This is a genomic window from Bacillus sp. 05T21 (assembly GCF_056396785.1).
This window is the reverse complement of record NZ_JBFTMD010000001.1, coordinates 664,458-681,433: the sequence shown is the minus strand read 5'-3', so window position 1 is coordinate 681,433 and position 16,976 is coordinate 664,458. Positions and strand designations below refer to the sequence as shown.

General features: G+C 36.0%; 19 protein-coding genes, 1 pseudogene and 2 other annotated features. Of the genes and pseudogenes, 14 read left to right on the top strand and 6 right to left on the bottom strand.

What is annotated here, in order from left to right:
* Positions 1-119: 119 nt before the first annotated feature.
* The 8 genes from AC1DKZ_RS03655 (at position 120) to AC1DKZ_RS03620 (ending at position 5,478) form a co-directional block, all read left to right on the top strand.
* Positions 120-356 (top strand): YrhC family protein, encoded by a 237-nt coding sequence (locus tag AC1DKZ_RS03655; RefSeq protein WP_002034123.1) that lies wholly within the window; start codon positions 120-122, stop codon positions 354-356.
* A gap of 147 nt (positions 357-503) precedes the next feature.
* Complete coding sequence (locus AC1DKZ_RS03650) at positions 504-1,451, top strand: ABC transporter substrate-binding protein (RefSeq protein WP_476995651.1); 948 nt, start codon at positions 504-506, stop codon at positions 1,449-1,451.
* Between the two features lie 5 nt (positions 1,452-1,456).
* Positions 1,457-2,485, top strand: a complete 1,029-nt coding sequence (locus tag AC1DKZ_RS03645) for a FecCD family ABC transporter permease (RefSeq protein WP_113935624.1) — start codon at positions 1,457-1,459, stop codon at positions 2,483-2,485.
* On the top strand, positions 2,472-3,290 hold the full coding sequence (locus tag AC1DKZ_RS03640) for an ABC transporter ATP-binding protein (protein WP_113935623.1): 819 nt from the start codon (positions 2,472-2,474) through the stop codon (positions 3,288-3,290). The genes AC1DKZ_RS03645 and AC1DKZ_RS03640 overlap by 14 nt, the downstream gene beginning before the upstream one ends.
* Positions 3,257-3,652: an ankyrin repeat domain-containing protein gene (locus AC1DKZ_RS03635; RefSeq protein WP_113935622.1), complete on the top strand. Its 396-nt coding sequence runs from the start codon at positions 3,257-3,259 to the stop codon at positions 3,650-3,652. The genes AC1DKZ_RS03640 and AC1DKZ_RS03635 overlap by 34 nt, the downstream gene beginning before the upstream one ends.
* Positions 3,653-3,946: 294 nt before the next feature.
* Entirely contained in the window at positions 3,947-4,474 is a 528-nt protein-coding gene (locus AC1DKZ_RS03630; protein ID WP_002015253.1) for a GNAT family N-acetyltransferase, read from the top strand.
* A gap of 58 nt (positions 4,475-4,532) precedes the next feature.
* Positions 4,533-4,991 (top strand): GNAT family N-acetyltransferase, encoded by a 459-nt coding sequence (locus AC1DKZ_RS03625; protein ID WP_113935620.1) that lies wholly within the window; start codon positions 4,533-4,535, stop codon positions 4,989-4,991.
* 109 nt (positions 4,992-5,100) lie between these two features.
* Complete coding sequence (locus AC1DKZ_RS03620; protein WP_002088730.1) at positions 5,101-5,478, top strand: hotdog family protein; 378 nt, start codon at positions 5,101-5,103, stop codon at positions 5,476-5,478.
* Positions 5,479-5,517: 39 nt separating this feature from the next.
* Here the strand turns inward: AC1DKZ_RS03620 and AC1DKZ_RS03615 are convergent, their stop codons facing one another.
* Entirely contained in the window at positions 5,518-6,063 is a 546-nt protein-coding gene (locus AC1DKZ_RS03615; protein WP_002015249.1) for a helix-turn-helix domain-containing protein, read from the bottom strand.
* A 156-nt stretch (positions 6,064-6,219) separates the two neighbouring features.
* Here AC1DKZ_RS03615 and AC1DKZ_RS03610 point away from each other — a divergent pair, with 156 nt between their 5' ends.
* Both AC1DKZ_RS03610 and AC1DKZ_RS03605 read left to right on the top strand, forming a co-directional pair.
* Positions 6,220-6,624 carry a DoxX family protein gene (locus tag AC1DKZ_RS03610; RefSeq protein ID WP_070144931.1) on the top strand — a complete coding sequence of 135 codons (405 nt, stop codon included), beginning with the start codon at positions 6,220-6,222 and terminating at the stop codon, positions 6,622-6,624.
* A 21-nt stretch (positions 6,625-6,645) separates the two neighbouring features.
* Positions 6,646-7,503 (top strand): VOC family protein, encoded by an 858-nt coding sequence (locus tag AC1DKZ_RS03605; protein WP_476995650.1) that lies wholly within the window; start codon positions 6,646-6,648, stop codon positions 7,501-7,503.
* 16 nt (positions 7,504-7,519) lie between these two features.
* On the opposite strand, the gene AC1DKZ_RS03600 is transcribed toward AC1DKZ_RS03605, so the two are convergent.
* From AC1DKZ_RS03600 to AC1DKZ_RS03590, 3 genes are all read right to left on the bottom strand, one after another.
* Positions 7,520-7,834 carry a 4a-hydroxytetrahydrobiopterin dehydratase gene (locus tag AC1DKZ_RS03600; RefSeq protein WP_113769194.1) on the bottom strand — a complete coding sequence of 105 codons (315 nt, stop codon included), beginning with the start codon at positions 7,832-7,834 and terminating at the stop codon, positions 7,520-7,522.
* Complete coding sequence (locus AC1DKZ_RS03595; RefSeq protein WP_113935616.1) at positions 7,815-9,569, bottom strand: aromatic amino acid hydroxylase; 1,755 nt, start codon at positions 9,567-9,569, stop codon at positions 7,815-7,817. The genes AC1DKZ_RS03600 and AC1DKZ_RS03595 overlap by 20 nt, the downstream gene beginning before the upstream one ends.
* A gap of 162 nt (positions 9,570-9,731) precedes the next feature.
* Positions 9,732-9,959 (bottom strand) — a binding site (T-box leader).
* Positions 9,960-10,010: 51 nt separating this feature from the next.
* Positions 10,011-10,239 (bottom strand) — a binding site (T-box leader).
* Between the two features lie 70 nt (positions 10,240-10,309).
* Positions 10,310-13,057 carry a S8 family serine peptidase gene (locus AC1DKZ_RS03590; RefSeq protein ID WP_476995649.1) on the bottom strand — a complete coding sequence of 916 codons (2,748 nt, stop codon included), beginning with the start codon at positions 13,055-13,057 and terminating at the stop codon, positions 10,310-10,312.
* 230 nt (positions 13,058-13,287) lie between these two features.
* Between AC1DKZ_RS03590 and AC1DKZ_RS03585 the strand changes: the two genes are divergently transcribed.
* On the top strand, positions 13,288-14,526 hold the full coding sequence (locus AC1DKZ_RS03585; RefSeq protein WP_476995648.1) for a TolB family protein: 1,239 nt from the start codon (positions 13,288-13,290) through the stop codon (positions 14,524-14,526).
* A 43-nt stretch (positions 14,527-14,569) separates the two neighbouring features.
* On the opposite strand, the gene AC1DKZ_RS03580 is transcribed toward AC1DKZ_RS03585, so the two are convergent.
* Positions 14,570-14,692, bottom strand: a complete 123-nt coding sequence (locus AC1DKZ_RS03580; protein WP_000071861.1) for a DUF4023 domain-containing protein — start codon at positions 14,690-14,692, stop codon at positions 14,570-14,572.
* A 72-nt stretch (positions 14,693-14,764) separates the two neighbouring features.
* Positions 14,765-15,103 (bottom strand): phosphoglycerate mutase, encoded by a 339-nt coding sequence (locus tag AC1DKZ_RS03575; protein ID WP_431181708.1) that lies wholly within the window; start codon positions 15,101-15,103, stop codon positions 14,765-14,767.
* A gap of 173 nt (positions 15,104-15,276) precedes the next feature.
* On the opposite strand from AC1DKZ_RS03575, the gene AC1DKZ_RS03570 reads away from it, so the two are divergent.
* The 3 genes and pseudogenes from AC1DKZ_RS03570 (at position 15,277) to AC1DKZ_RS03560 (ending at position 16,962) form a co-directional block, all read left to right on the top strand.
* A complete protein-coding gene (locus AC1DKZ_RS03570) occupies positions 15,277-15,852 on the top strand; it encodes a histidine phosphatase family protein (protein WP_098635928.1) in 576 nt (191 codons plus the stop codon).
* Positions 15,853-16,197: pseudogene (locus tag AC1DKZ_RS03565) on the top strand (delta-aminolevulinic acid dehydratase); the annotation flags it as partial.
* Positions 16,198-16,461: 264 nt separating this feature from the next.
* Positions 16,462-16,962 carry a DoxX family protein gene (locus tag AC1DKZ_RS03560; RefSeq protein WP_113935610.1) on the top strand — a complete coding sequence of 167 codons (501 nt, stop codon included), beginning with the start codon at positions 16,462-16,464 and terminating at the stop codon, positions 16,960-16,962.
* Positions 16,963-16,976: the final 14 nt, after the last annotated feature.

Here is a 16,976-nt window from a genome sequence, read left to right as displayed (position 1 = left end):
AAAAGAGCCGCGAGTAAGCGGCTCTTTTTTACTTTGGAAAACATCTCCCAGATTGGTTCTATTTACTTGTCTTTAAGCTTGATAGAATGTGATAAAGTGAGGATGGGAGTGATAAGCAGATGAAAGAATTACAAGAAAAAATAGCAGATTATACCCGGTTTGCACAAGTACTTTTAGCTATAAGTACATTTTTAATGATCGGTTTATTAATTCCAAGTGGAATAAAAAGTATGGTACAGTCTTTTGTTATGATGGGGAGTATTATTGTATTTTTAGTTCTTGCTTTTTTCTTCTTTAAGCGTGTTAGAACGATGCGTGATCAATTAGAGGAGAGCGAATATGAAGAAAATTGTTAAATAGGGCGCTACGAAAAGAAGAAATCTTTTTGTAGCGTTTTTTCATTTTTGTAGAAAATGTATGCGTTTCATATTGACAATGATAATCCTTATCAATTAAAGTAGAATAGTAGTTAATGATTATTATTATCAATTAGAGGTGAAAGAATGAACAAATCTATTACGCTGTTCACAGCGATCTTATCTATTTTTTTCTTATTAATAGGTTGCAGTGCAAAAGAAAACGAAAAAGCATCCGCAACAAAAATAGACAAAGGAACAGACAAAATCGAAATTACCGATCTCTCAGACAGAAAGATAACATTCAATAAAGTTCCTGAAAGTTTTGCTACGTTGAGTATGGGAGACATGGATATTATTCATGCTTTAGGTGGAAAAATAGTAGGTCGTCCTGATACAAAATTAACTCTCCCAGAGGAATTAAAGAAAGCACAAGTAATCGGGAATGCACATCAACCGAATTTTGAGCAAATTGCTAGTTTAAAACCGGATGTACTTGTTGCTAACAATGGATTCCAAAAGAACATTCCAACGGTCGAAGGACAAGGAACAAAAGTAATCATTTCTTCAGCCAACTCTGTAAAAGATATTCAAAAGGGTATTGAAATGTATGGAACAGTAATGAAGAAAGAAGATAAAGCAAAAGAGCTTAACCAAAAAATTAATGATCAAATGAAGAAATATGAGAAAAAGAGTGACGTTAAAGCGTTGCTAGTTTATGGAGCACCAGGCACTTATTTAGCGGCATTACCAACATCTCTATCAGGGGATATTTTAGAAAAAACAGGCGGGAAAAATATCGCAGCTAGTTTTCCAGAAATGAAAGAGTATCCGCAATATGCACAGCTAAGTGTAGAACGTATTATCGAAGCAAATCCAGATGTGATTTATTTAATTACACATGGAGATCCCAATAGTGTGAAAAAAGCATTTGAAGGCGAAATGATGAAAAATGAAGCATGGAAAAATTTAGATGCAGTAAAACAAAATCGTGTAGTTATTTTACCACCAGATTTATTTGGATCAAATCCTGGGACAAAAGTTACAGAAGCGATGGACTTTATGTATAAAAGTATACAAGATGTAAGGAAATGATAAGTATGGAGAGTAGTGAAATAGTAAGAGAAAAGGAACATCCTTTTGCGAGAAAAAGGTGGATAATAACAGTTACTTTAGTCGTATTAACTGTTCTAGGTCTTTTTTATGGCCTTTTTGCAGGGAGCTTATCTTTTTCTTTACGAGACATTATAGAAGGTATACAAGATGAAGGTTCGACAGTTCATCGAATTGTATGGGATCTTCGTATACCGAGAGTGCTCGTTGGTTTTATAGTAGGAACGTGTTTAGCTGCATCAGGAGCATTATTGCAAGGGGTTATGAGAAATCCTCTTGCAGATCCTGGAATTATCGGAGTTTCATCAGGAGCAGGTCTTGTAGCAATTATAATCATGATTTTATTTCCTCAACATATGGCATTCTTACCACTAGGAGCGTTTTTAGGAGCTTTTATTACAGCAATGGTCATTTACGCACTATCATGGCAAAGGGGGGCGCCACCTTCACGAATTGTATTAGTAGGTGTTTCAATAAACGCCTTAATTGGTGCAGCGACTTCAGCGCTAATGCTATTACATAGTGACAAAGTACAATCAGTTTTACCGTGGTTAGCTGGTGGTATTGGTGGTGTTAGTTGGGCACATTTAAATATGATTATTTACTATGCGATATTCGCTATTATATTAGCTTTCTTCGGTATTAAACATATTCGAGTATTAATGCTTGGGGATGAAATGGCAAAATTATTAGGGTATAACGTGGAAAGAAGTCGGTTTTATTTAATAGTAGTAAGTACAATGTTAGCTGGAATAGCAGTTAGTGTTTCTGGTCTTATTGGATTTGTCGGTCTTGTTGTACCGCATATGTTACGTTTATTAGTTGGAAATGACTATAAATATTTACTGCCATTATCATGCCTTGGCGGTGGGATATTACTTGTTTTTGCGGATGCGATAGCTCGAAGTTGGTTCGATCCAATCGAATTGCCTGTTGGTATTTTATTGTCCTTCTTAGGTGGTCCGTTCTTCTTATATTTAATCCATAGAGGAGGAAAACAACGTGATTTCCGTTAACAAAGTGTTTTACGCACATTCTGAAAGATTTCAAATGCAAAATATGAATGTACATATTAAAGCTGGGGAAATCGTTAGTTTAATCGGTCCGAATGGATCGGGGAAATCTACTTTGCTTCGTTTAATAGCACGGCTACTTAAGCAAAGCGAAGGAGACATCATTTTAGATGGGGAAAATATTCATATGATGAAGAGTGCAGATGTAGCGAAGCAATTAGCGATGTTACCACAAATGCACGATCATCAATTAGATTTAACAGTGAAAGAACTAATAGAGTTCGGAAGAGGTCCTCATAAATCATGGAGTAGTCGCTTAAATAAAGAAGATGAAGAAATTGTTGATTGGGCATTGTCTGTTACAAAGCTTGAAGGGTATGAATATCGTCTTTTACAATCCTTATCAGGAGGAGAAAGGCAACGTGCTTGGATTGCAATGACGCTTGCACAACGTACAAATGTCTTATTGCTAGATGAACCAACAACCTTTTTGGATATCGTTCACCAGTTGGAAGTAATGGAACTTGTGAAACGATTAAATGAAGAGTTTGGTATGACAATTATAATGGTTTTACATGACATTAACCAAGCAGCTCAATATAGCGATCGTTTACTCGTATTAAAGCGAGGGAAGATTCAGTATGATGGTGTGCCAGAAGAAGTACTATGTCATCAAATGTTTCAGCGTGTATTTGGAATTGAAGTTGATATATTCCAAGGGAGTGACAAGCCATTTTTTACACCGAAACGAATTTGTGAAAAGGGAGAAGAGAGATGCAAACAGACGAGCGTATTACCACTGAGTTAGTAAGGGAATTTGTTATGGCAGCTCACGGAGATCTAGAAAGAGTACAGGAGCTTTTGGCCGAATCACCAAGCTTACTTCATGCTTCTTATAATTGGGGTGGCTCAGATTGGGAAAGTGCCTTAGGAGCAGCGGCCCATGTAGGCCGTAAAGATATTGCTCTTTATTTACTGGAAAAGGGAGCTCGGATGGATATTTTTGCAGCAGCTATGCTTGGTGAACTTGAAGTCGTACAAGCCATTTTAGTAGCACAACCAGAAGCATTACGTGCATCTGGCCCACATGGCATCACTCTTCTTCAACATGCACGAATGGGTGGAGAAAAAGCTCAGCGTGTATTTGAGTACTTAACAGTGCTTTCTTAATGACCGCAAAGTTCTTATGTGCGGTAAACTTTCCACTCAAAAGATTGGAAGGTTTACCGCCCGTTAGAACGGGATAAGTATCTAGTATATTTGAAAATCCTACACCCCCTCAATTGTAGTTTTCTTTATACTAGTTATGATATGGATGCAGTAGACACTCTTTTGTCTACTGCTTTTTTTTGATATAATACACTTTCATAAGATTGAATTTTCTTTCTTTTTGGTAACTTTCTTGATATGAATTATTCAACACTTACGTAGTTTGAAATATGTTGTTATGTAATGAGGTTCAAAATGATGGGAGTGAATAAAAGAGTGTTCCATACAGATCGCTTACAATTTCGTAAATATACAATGGATGATTTACCATTTTATGCTTCTTTATGGGGGGATGAGAAGGTAATGCGTTATATTGGAAATGGAACGTTAAAAACATTTATGCAATGTAAAAAAAGTTTGGAGGAGAGGGTACTTCCAAATTATAAAAACGGTCTCGGTTTATTTGTAATGATTGAAAAGGAAACAGGGATACGAATTGGTCATGCAGGACTTGTCAAGCAGAAGGTAGATGGAAAAGAGGAAATTGAGATTGGCTATTGGCTACTTCCTAAGTATTGGGGGAAAGGGTATGCGAAAGAGGCTGCGGCGGCATTTCGAGACTATGGTTTTCAAGCATTACAAATGAATAAATTAATTTCACTTATTAATCCGAACCACCCAGCTTCAATATTTGTTGCTAGAAAAACAGGGCTTAGTTATGAGAAAACAACTTCATTTCATGAGATGGATGTTCTCGTTTATTCCATTAAGCGGGTTGGATGAAAAAAGGTGAATTGCATTTTTGGGAGAATGGTATATAAAAAATAAAGGGAGGGATTACATGTATATTTATCATAATGGACTAATTATTCGTGAAGGAACGAATGGAGTGCCAGCATATGCGATTAAGACATTATTTGAAGATACTGGCTGGAGTAATGATAATATCCCTTCTTGGCAAATTGAAAAGTTTACGATTGCATTTGAAAATTCAACATGGGCTTTCACAATTTGGGATGAAGAAGAAATGGTCGCGATGGTTAGAGTGATTTCTGATCAAATCATGGTTGCTAACATAGTAAATTTAGTTGTGAAGTGTGAGTATAGGGGGAAAGGGTTAGGTAAGAAACTTGTAGCTCTTTGTTTACAAAAGCTTCCGCATGGTGATTGGTTTGCGCATACGTCCGCTAACAATTTTGATTTTTATAGAAGTTGTGGTTTTGAAGTAAGAGAGTTATCAAGAAATGGAACATGTGCGTACTATGGGTATCAAGTGGCAAAAAAGGAAGGGCATCGATAACTTATAAGGTAATAAAGAAAAAGGATTGCTATTTTAATAATATAAACTGAACTGAGACTCATTTTGTGATAAAATAAAAGAAAATTCAGTTTATTAACGGGGGATAAAAATGAATGTAAAAGTTGGAGATATATTTAAATACGAAAGAAGATTTACCGAGGAAGAAGTTTTTGAATTTGCAAATATTACAGGCGATAAAGGTAGACATCATATGGAATATGATGAGAATGGACGATTAATGGTCCATGGTTTATTGACTGCTAGCATTGGGACGAAAGTAGGCGAAGAGTTACATTACATAGCGAGGGAATTAGTAAGTGAGTTTATTAGACCAGTTTTTACAGGGGATACGATTACTTGTGAATTAACTTTAACAAATATTGAGCAAATGGAAGGATATAAAAAAGTTTCAATTGAGTCAGTTTATCGCAATCAACATGAAAAGACCGTACTAGTTGGGACGAGTTATGGAATTATAAGGGAATAAAAAAGAAGCCTGTTACGAAACAGGCTTCTTTTTTATCGTTTAGTAAACACGTTTTCGATTTTCCGCATGACTAGAGATAAGTAATAATGCAGATTCTTCACCTATATTGCGAACAATATGAGGAACGCATGCATTCCAAGAGAAAGAATCACCTTCTTCTACAATCGCAATATCTTCTCCATGTTGAACTTCTAGTTTTCCGCGTAATACAAGATGACACTCTTCACCTTCATGAGCATTTGGTGAGTTTTCTTTCGGGAATCCGGCAGAAATTTCTACTAGAGATAGGCGGAGACCACCTTGCTCCGCAACATGCTCAATTCTTTGTTCATCTTTTCCATACACACTGTATTTACGCTCTTCTTTTTTTACAATTTTCAAACGATCTTTTTGTTCTAACAATAAATATGGAAGGGGAACATTTAAAAAATTAGCGATCATTTCTAAAGTTGAGATAGATGGTGATGTTTTATTGTTTTCAACCTGACTCATAAAGCCTTTAGAAAGACCTGTTCCTTCACAAATTTGGGCAATCGTAATTCCTCTACGTTGACGAATTTCACGAATCGCAGAACCGATATTCATAAAATCATGCTCCTTTTTGTAAACAACTATTTGTATCATAGCAAAAAAAAAAAAATTTTTCTCATGAAAAATGAATTGACGAATAAAAATAATTAGTGTATGTTTTGTAATGTAAATAAAAGTTTTGTATAACAAAACTATAAAGGAGAGAAAGAAATGAATCAACATATTGGTAACTTAATTATTCGTATCGTGTTAGGGGTAACGTTCTTTATGCACGGTTTAACAAAATTCCAATCAGGAATTGACAATATTGCAGGGTGGTTTACAAGCATTGGTTTACCAGGAGGACTTGCATACGGTGTAGCAACAGTGGAATTAGTTGGTGGTCTATTGTTAATTCTAGGTTTAGGTGTAAGATATATTGGATTATTATTTGCACTTGTTATGGTTGGAGCGATTGTGAAAGTAAAATGGTCAGCTGGTTTGTTAGGAGACGGGAAAAATCCTGGATTTGAGTTAGAACTTGCATTATTAGCAATGGGTGCTTATTTATTTGTTGCGAAAGCTGATGGTTTTGTAGATAATTTCTTAAAAGAGAAAATGTTAAAGAAGAACTAATTTAAATGGGGGTATAACAAGATGAGCTTTCAACTTCATCCCGAAACAACACTTGGGGTTGTTCATTTATATGTATCAAATTTAAAGAAATCGCTAGAGTTTTATACAGAAGTATTGCGTATGAAGGTACTGGAAGAAAAAAGTACAATCGTTACGTTTGGTAATGAGGACAATGAGCCACTTCTCATAATAGAAGAAAAGGAAGACGCTCTTCCGAAGCAAAGAGGTCGAACTGGTTTATATCACTATGCAATTTTATTACCAAACAGACAAGACTTAGCAAATATTCTTCGTCATTTTGTTGAGAGAGTACACCCATTACATGGTGGGGCTGACCATTACTTTAGTGAAGCTCTTTATTTAGCTGATCCAGATGGAAACGGGATTGAAATTTATCATGATCGCCAAAAAGAAGTTTGGCATGATGAAAATGGAGAGCTACCATTTGTTAGTAACCCGTTAGACGGCGAAGGATTATTACAGCAAGGAAGTACATGGAATGGGTTCTCGGCTGGTACTGTGATGGGACACATTCATTTACATGTAGCTGACTTAGAAGAAGCGAAACGTTTCTATGTTGATGGCCTTGGTTTTGATGTAACGATTCCAGCTCGTAATGGAGCGTTGTTCGTATCAGCAGGTGGTTATCATCACCATATCGGTTTAAATACATGGCAGGGTGAAGGTATACCACCACAAATGCCAAATTCCGTTGGTTTGAAATATTTCACAATTGTACTAGCAGATGAAAAACAAAAAGAGCAAGTGTGTGAAAGTTTAAAATATATTGGCGTAGTTGCTACGTATAAAGATGGAATATTACAGGCCAAGGATCCGTTTGGACATTGTATACATTTTAAAGTGAAAGGAGAAGCCTAAAAAGGCTTCTCTTTTTTCACTTTCTTATAATAGCTTTTTCACTTTGTAAAAATAGTTCATCAAATTGCTTTGCAAGGTCAAAATCTAGTTTCGTTAAACCTTTTGCATTCCATGATGACAAAGTAATAATGACTGCTTTATACTGGATAAGGATAAATGGGTGGTGATTATGTTCTTCTGATAGTTTGGCGGCTTCAGAGACAAATTCGACTCCTTTTAAGTAGTCGGAAAACATATATTTTCTTTCAATCCATTTTTCATCTTTCACTGTCCATTTATCCAGCTTTGTTAATTCCTCTTGTACTTCTTCATTAGTTAATCGTAGCATCATTTTTCACATCCTTTACCTGCAGTAACGCAAGACCATTGTTAATAAGACGTGTTACAGATTCTTCAGTTGTGAAAGTAGAAAGTTGTTGTAATAATGCTGCTGATGCTTCGTGACCTTTGTTATGTTCTAAAAGCAATTCTAAAATTTCAAGACGAAGCAACCATTCTTTCGGATAAAATTTATTTAATACTTCTTGAATAGCTATTAATTGATCAGTATGAGTATCGTGTAAAATACTATCGTTACGTATATCTCGAACTGTTTGATACATACGTTCAAGCTTATTCAGTACAAGTGGATCAGGCGTTTCTTGTACTTCTTCATTCATCGGGAAAAATGCAACCGCATCTGCCGCTCCTGGGAATACAGAAGTGATTTGTGAGCCGACAGCCATATCAAATGCTCCCCATGAAGGATCAAATAATAAGCGATCTTTATGAGTAACTGCACAATTTATAAAGGAGATAAGAGCAATTTTTTTATCATTCTTTACAATGTCTGTTACTGTTCCTTTTACATGAATGCCACTTGCAAAAGTAAACTCTGCACTGCTTCCAATTGTAATGCCTAATGATTGTAATTGTTCTTCTGTACAATTTTCTAATGCAATATCTCCATCTAGTAATCCGATTGGTGTCCCGAATCCATCGCTGTGCACAGATGTAGAATGATTTGCTAGTTGTTTATTATGAATTGCTAATGCAGTTGGTGAGCTTGTTCGTGTGTAAATAACTTCACCAGTATCATTTTTAATTGCCTCTGTAAATGTACCCGTAATTTGTAATCCACTACTTAGCTCAGTTGTAGCATGATTTTCGGAGCGGATTGCTTTTTCTAATCCTTCTGTGCCACCTGTTTTAAATGCCATCGTTGTAGAGAACTGCTCAAGGGCCTCAGTCAATTCTTCAAATGATTCACAAACAAATAGCTGTGGTTGCATTTTTGTCACATCATAAGTTGTCCCGGTGCAAGCTTCAATTGAGAATGGGACTTTCTTTACAGCGTTTGTTAAGCAATGCTTACTTTCACCGACAGAGGAAAGGAGACCAGCACCGTAAATTTTCGGATCATTTATATTGCCGATTAAGCCGTATTCCACTGTCCACCAGAATAAACGTGAAATTTGTTCTGCTTCTGATAAACCAGAAACTAAGTTTTGTTTTTCGATTACAGCATTTTCAGCAACTGCAACTTCTTCAGGTGTAGAAGTAGGGCTTTCTTTTACGATCGTTAATGTACGAACGGCTTCAAAAGCATCATGTTCTTCTTTTGTGGAGAAAGCTTTCGCTCCAATTTGTCCAAAGCGTTTCACATATTTTGCATATGTAGAATCAAGCAAAATCGGTGCGTGGCCTGCAGCTTCATGAACGATATCAGGAGCGGGTGTATACTCGATATTTTCTACTTTACGAATATCTGTTGCGATTGGTAGTAATCCATGCCCCTGAAAATCGAAGAATGCGACGCCGGGAATAAGTCCGTCAATCGTTACGGCACCCCAGCCRCTTGGTGCTAAACAGTCATTCATTTCTTCTACTTTTGGAATTGCATCTATATTAATACCAGATGATTGTAGTCCGTTAACATAGGATGGATGAGCAACATCTTTTAAGAAGCTATGGTTTTGTCTCATAATGTAACGCCAAACAGCGTGATTCACCGGTGTGTATTGATCATAATGCTGTGTGGATACGAATGGTTTTAAATGTGATGGAATTTCTGTTTTCTTTGTCATTTAGACGTCCTCCTTTTTCTCTATAAAAATGAATACCAGTTTTGTATAGCATGTACCACCTCCTTTCAAAATTGTAAGCGCTTATAAAATTTTATCATAACATTCGAAATTCTTTAACAACTGTTTGCGTGAGAAATAGAAAAATCCCCTATCGGAAAATCCGATAGGGGCGAAAAAATCGCGGTACCACCCTATTTGTAAGTGAAAATATACTTACATCTCAACTAATGATAACGGAAAAATTCCGTCTTTTCCTTCATGCATAGAAGCACTACGAAAAAGAAGCTCCAGAATTGTAATTCGTACTTATATATGTGCTAATTCCCACCGACCATTAGCTCTCTGAAACAGGGATACAAGATACTACTGCGATTCTTTCAACGCGTATATATGAAGTTATTTAAAAGGGAAGGACGCAAAAAAGCCCCTATCGGAAAATCCGATAGGGACGATAAAAATCGCGGTACCACCCTATTTGTAAACAATTAATTGTTTACCACTTACTTTAAGATAACGGAAAGATCCGTCTTTCTCTTCATGCATAAAAAGCATTACGGGAAAGAAGCTCCAGAATTGTAATTCACGCTTGTATATGTACTGATTCGCACCAACCATCAGTTCTCTGAGACAGGGATATAAGTCGCTACTAGTATTCCTTCAAAGCCGATATATAATTCGTTCAACTAAACTATGTTTTGTATTATAAAACTATATTTAAAAGCTTGTCAACAATAATTTTATTATTTCACTTCTAAATCGACGTTTAAATTAGATTTATTTCCAGCTGCATCGGTTGCTACAATATGAATTGTATTCTTTCCTTGTTGTAATTGACTACGATCGAAATAAATTTCATAGTTTTTCTCCCAAGGATTTAGGTATGCACTTTCCCATGCTCCATTTCCGTTAATTTCATACTGTATCGTTACGGGATGTCCTGGAGCAACCCATCCGGATTCTGCCATCCAATCTAAAAGTATATCATCTACTTTACCTCTAATTACGAGGTTTTCTTGATCTACTTCAGACGATAATTTCGGTGCAGTACGATCGACAAACACAGCTCCTGTCTGTTTCGTTTCTCCACCAGAGTTAGAAGCAACAGCTTCGATTTGGTATAAGCCATCAGGTAGAGGAGATCCGTCAGTTTTCGTACCATTCCATTTGAAAGATTTATAACCAGGTGTTTCGTTTTTACCTTGATGTATCATGCCTTGATATGTTACACGGTCTTTCGTAATTAAATTAGCGTGAAATGTTACATCCTCCACTGGTGTAACTAAATAGTAATTGATCAGGTTGTCATCTAGTATTCCATCATTATTTGGACTAAAAGTAGAATTAACGATTTCAAGACCATCAATACGTTTGTATTCTTTCGGATCAATGCTAAACGTAAATGGAATACGCATTTCTTCAGTCTTCCCTTGCTCTTTCACATATAGATTTCCTGTATATACACCCTGTGGTAAGGAGCTATCTACAGTAATAGTAAAGGGCTTTTCGCTGTTACTATTAGGTTTCACACTAATAGAAGAAGAGAAAGAAGTCTGGATTTTTGTTTTTGTATCTAGTAATTCAATGCGAGTTGAAAAGTTTTTCTTTTTGCTAGAAAGATTTTGTAACGTAATATTTTGTGTTAACTTCACTTTGCCGCTATTAGGTTTAATAAGACCGAAACTTACATTGTTAGGTTTCACTAATGCATCTGTTTGGGCTGCTTTTGGAATGTTAATTAAACCAGATCCTTGTGCCATGACAGGATATGTATTTTCATTGACATCCTTTAATGTTTTTGCAGTGTTGGCAAGAGCTGCTTTCAATTGTTCTGTCGTCCAATCAGGATGCATTTGACGCAGCAGGGCAACGGCTCCCGCTACTTGTGGCGCAGCCATACTTGTTCCGTTGTGAGATTCATAGCCACCTCTCGGCACTGTACTAGTAATTTGCACTCCAGGTGCAACTATATCAGGTTTTATAAGCCAACTACCTTGTGATGGTCCTCTTGAACTAAAGTTACCAATAAGTTCTGTTTGCTTTGGTTGTCCAATTTTTATATTTTTCTTTCGTTTTGTAATTAAAGTTTTTAATTCTTCGCCATTTGTATTTGATAGTTGCATAACTGGAAGAGCTACATCTTCACGTGCAAAATATTCGGGCATAATATTAATTTCTTTTTCGTTAGAAATTAGTAGCACGCCAAGAGCGCCAGCTTGTTTCGCTTGTTCTGCTTTTACTAATGTGCTCGAAGTTCCTTGTAAAACAAGGGCGAACTTACCTTTTACATCTTGTTTAGCGTAATCGCTTGAATTACCGTAGCCAACATATACAAGCTGAGCATCGTTTCCTACTTGGAAGTCTGCTTTTGATAACGGTAATCCTTGGTAAGATTTATTGGAACCAGCTACTTGGAATGTTGGAAATGGAATAGAAACTGTAGATGCTCCAACAGAGATGACACTACTTGCGTTACCAGGAGCGTCAACAGACCAAGGCTTTGGTCCATCATTCCCATTTGAGACGACTGCAGTAACACCAAGTTTTGCTGCGCGTTCTAACGTCATTGTTACAGGTTGATCAGGTACATTCAAATCTTGACCAAGAGATAGATTTAAAACATCGGCACCATCTTGAATAGCGCGCTCAATACCTTGAATAATATCTTCGGTCGTACCAGTACCACCATCATTCATGACACGGTAAGCGAGTATAGAAGCATTCGGAGCAATCCCCTTTATTTTTCCGTTACCAGCGATAATTCCTGCAACATGGGTACCGTGAACGTTTCCATCCATCGGATCATTATCCTCATCGACTGCATCATAGCCACCGATATAATTTGCTTGTAAATCAGGATGGGTATAGTCTACACCTGAATCGATAATAGCGACTTTCATCCCTTTCCCATCAAGGGGTTTACCAGTTGGATCTTTTAAATTCCAAGCTTCAGGTGCACCAACTGTAGGGCCTCCAACGTTTGGTGTTTCTTGATCTGCTAGGCTTTTTGACGTTTCATGTAATTTATATGTTAAGTTCGGATAAATTGCTTTTACTTCAGGTAAAGAAGCTAGAGCGGCAATTTGATCCCCTGGGATAGAAATAGAAAATCCAGAAAATAACGTACTATACGTTTCTTTTATTGTTGCTTTCGGTGCTTTTTCTTTTATTTTCTTTGTTGTATCCTCTTGTGCTTTTTTTAGTTGTGCATGGTATGGTTGCACATTGCTATTTTGTAGGTCCGGAGCATGTTGAATGTTACTTTGTGAAGCGAGTGGAGCATGTTGCAATTCTACAATAACTGAAATTTCTTTTGATGTTTTTGTTTCAACATTTTGCGCGATTTTGTTTTCTCCCCATTGTTCAATATTTGCTTTTAATTGTGGACTAAATTGCTTCTCTTTTTGCAGTGATTCAGCATGGGCGCTTAATGCTCCAAAGCTCGAAAAGACGAGCGCCATACTTAATAGTGTTGATGTAGTTTTCTTCATTGAAACTCCCCCCTAATAAAAAGTGCCAATTTTCCGAAAGTAAATATTACATTTTTATCGTTAATTATAGGTACGGATGTTGGCTAAACTATACATTCAACATAATTCATACCAATCCTCTTTGAATTGAAAATTTCTCGGGAAATTTTTGGGGATTATGTCGAATGGCTAAAATTTGCAGATAGTAAGCGGAATATGAGGAATGCTAAAGGGGAAAATGGGGGTGCTACATGAAAAGGTTTATAGTAAGTGGAATCGTGATTTTTTTCCTTTTTTTTTGTTCAAGTTCTATTACCAGCGCAGAAAACAATGGAGTGAAAGTTGCCTTTATTCGTAATCATAATCTATGGATTAAAGTCGGTGAAAAAGAAAAACAAATTACAAAAGGAGAGTACATAACAGGGCCGAAATGGTCACATAATGGAGAATGGCTTGCATATGCAAAAGGAAAGAAGCGAAATCACTTTGAACTGTATCGGCTAAAAGATGGAAAGAAAGTTAGACCATCTCAATCAGAAGCATCGAATTATCAATGGTCACCAACAGAGAATATAATTACATTTGTATTTGCACGCACATTAAATACATTTGATGCTGAAAAAAAGAAAGCAGATTTTGAAAACGTAGCTAATGGTGTAGGTGACTATGCATGGTATCCTGATGGTAAGAAGTTTCTTGTATCATCAGAAGCGTACTTGCTTCCAACAGGATGGACAGGTGCTCAGTTATATGAAATACAAAAGGATGCAAATATGAATCCTCATAAGATGAAGCATTTATATGCACTACCGAATGAGCATGATGACTTTTTAGCATTAGTTGGAAGTGGATTTAATTGGTCGCCAGATCAAAAATGGATTTCGTTTTTGGCAGTACCAACAGCTTCTTTGTCAGCTGATAGTAATACCCTTTGCTTAATTCGATCAGACGGCAGTCGTTTTGAAACAGTAGATCAAATGTTATTAAACACACAATGGTTCAAATGGGCGCCATCAAAGAATATATTAGCCTATATTGAAGGAAGCGGGAGAGTGGCTTTAGAGAATAAGCATTTAAAAATAAAAGAATTGCCGGCTCTCCAGCAAAATACATTTACTCCAAAAGGCTATGTTGATTGGGATTTCACATGGAAGAACGATAATGTAATTATCGTTTCAAGGGCAAGGGAAGCAGAGCTATCGGTCCCTCTAGAAAAAAGACCACTACCATCTTTATATGAAATAAATAGTACAACAGATGAACAACATCAAATTACAAAGCCATCAAATAGCCAAGGCGATTATAACCCTATTTTTAGTAAGAAAAGCAACCAATTAATGTGGCTCCGTTCAAATCGTAAGAAAGCTGATGTATGGCTTGCTCATAACGATGGAAAACATGAGAAGAAGTGGATTGAAAATATAGATGTGCCAGAGTGGTATTATGAGAAATGGAATTGGGAAGATGTCGTTTCGGTTAAAGACGAGTAAAAAAACCTGCCTGAAATATAATTTTCAGGCAGGTTTTTCAATGTTATTTATGTGTTTTATTTGGCTTTTTTTTCGCAGGGTTTCCGTTCCCTTGGCGCTTTCTATTTTGTTCATCTTTTGCTTGTTTTTCATGTAATGTATCTAAAAAGTCATTTGAGTTACTCATTTTTATATCTCTCCTTTTTTCATTGCGTCCTAGTTACTATAACCATTTAGGAGGAAAATCATGAGATAAAAGTTAAGCGCTTAATTTTCTTCGATAGTATACGTAAAATATGCCATATGTAATAAATAGCATAAGTAAAACTTGTAACTCTACATTTTCTTTTAAAATAGTTGCGACAGAAGATGGTAAGTAAGGTGATGTATCGCTCGTTCCTAAACCTAACCATTTGTTTAAGAGGTTAATGATACAAAATATGAAAACACCGGACCAGCTTGCGATAATTGCTTTTTGTTTAATTTTTGTTTCACGCTCATCATCTGTAATCCAAGGATTAGCAGTTTTATCAATATTAAAAAAGCCATTTATGTATCCCCATATGATCATTCCCATAAAGACGATAATCCATTTCATATTTGTAATCCTCCTCTTCTTGTGAAAAGTATTTTACATACATATATATATATAATATTTTCCAAATGTTGATGTCAAACACTTTTTACATTCTGCTTTTTAAAATAGCAGGAGTAGAGAAAACAATAGGGAAGAAATATGTGAGACCATTTTCTAGTGAGAGGAAGAGGAGAATGAAACTTATTTTTGTTCGGCATGGTGAAGGTGAACATACGAAAGATTTACCATTAAGTTTACAAGCAGTGAATCCGCCATTGACGGGCGTGGGAAAGAAGCAGGCTAAATTACTTCAGTGCGATGTACCATTACAAGAAAAGGATATATTAATCGCTAGTCCTACACTTCGAACTTTACAAACTGCGACAATATGGAGTGCGGAAGTTGCTTGTCAAAAAATTGTTCACCCATATATATCCCCGCGTATTTTTCCTTATCGGGAATCCGCCAAAACATTACCATGCGATCAATTGTTAGATCGAAAGATAATACAAAATTTATTTCCACATTTTTCATTAGAAGAAAGTAGAAATGAATTGTTATGGAATGAGGGAGTCAATATCATCTCGGAGATGGAATTTCAGCAAATAGTAGATGAATTTCTGCACTGGTGCTATCAGTTAAAAGCAGAAAAAATTTGTATCGTTGCACACGATGGAACAATTACAGCGTATAGGCAATATTTACAGAAAGTCGCTTTAACTAGAGCTGATTTTTTGAAAGAAACGGGTATATATGAAATGGACTTATAGGAGAGAAAATTTGTAATGGAAGAGTTAGGAGAAGATGTGTACGACTTAAATGGGCCGAGAGTATACTTTAGCGTAGCGGAAATTAAGTAATATGCAAAATTGCATATTACACATATTGTAAATGGTTGGTATAAGTTTGGGGAGTTGAAACTAGTAGAATCCATTTTACATAAAGATACAAAATCACATGTTAAATCGATAGATTATGTAGATGGAAATATAGCACTTATGTTTACAATACGCTTATTTTACAGGCTTATTAACCATGACAAAATGTTAGAAGAAGCTGTTCAAGAAGCTAGATTAATCGATGAGGAGACACATACATTTCGATTATATAAATAGCGTGAAACACGTTTATTCTATATTCGAATAAACGTGTTTCACATTTAACTCACAGTTTTTTTACACTTTATTCAATGAAAATGATTATCACCTGTGGTATGATATGTTCAAGTTTTTACAGGTAATAAAAGTTACTATATATACGTTAGTATTTAATGTTTTGTACACATGTCACGAATTATTCACAATTAACATTTTAAAAGTAAGTAACTAATGTTATTATATTATCTGTAACTGACTTAATTACAACTTTAGGAGGAAGATATGATTATTCAATTTTTAAGAGAAAACAAAGCAGTTTCTTTTGTATTAGCGATAATTCGAGTGTATCTTGGTTACACATGGGTAATGGCTGGAATCGGTAAACTACAAGGAAAAGGCTTCGATGCAACTGGTTATTTACAAGGTGCAATTGAAAAATCTAAAGGAGCACAACCAGCTGTTCAATCTTGGTGGGCATCATTCTTACAAGATTTTGCAATTCCAAACGTTGATTTATTTAATACACTTGTGACGTGGGGAGAAATTTTAGTCGGAATTGGTTTAATTGTAGGCTGTTTAACAAAAACAGCGGTCTTTTTCGGTCTTTTAATGAACTTTTCCTATATGTTTAGTGGGTCAATTGGTGTAAACCCTGAAATGGTTATCTTATCCATGTTCGTTCTTGTTTCTGGTATGAATGCTGGAAAACTTGGAATTGATGGCTTAGTTATTCCAAAAGTACTAGGATCAAAAATTCAAAAACGCCAAAAGCAAGCTGCTTAATATATGAAAACGGG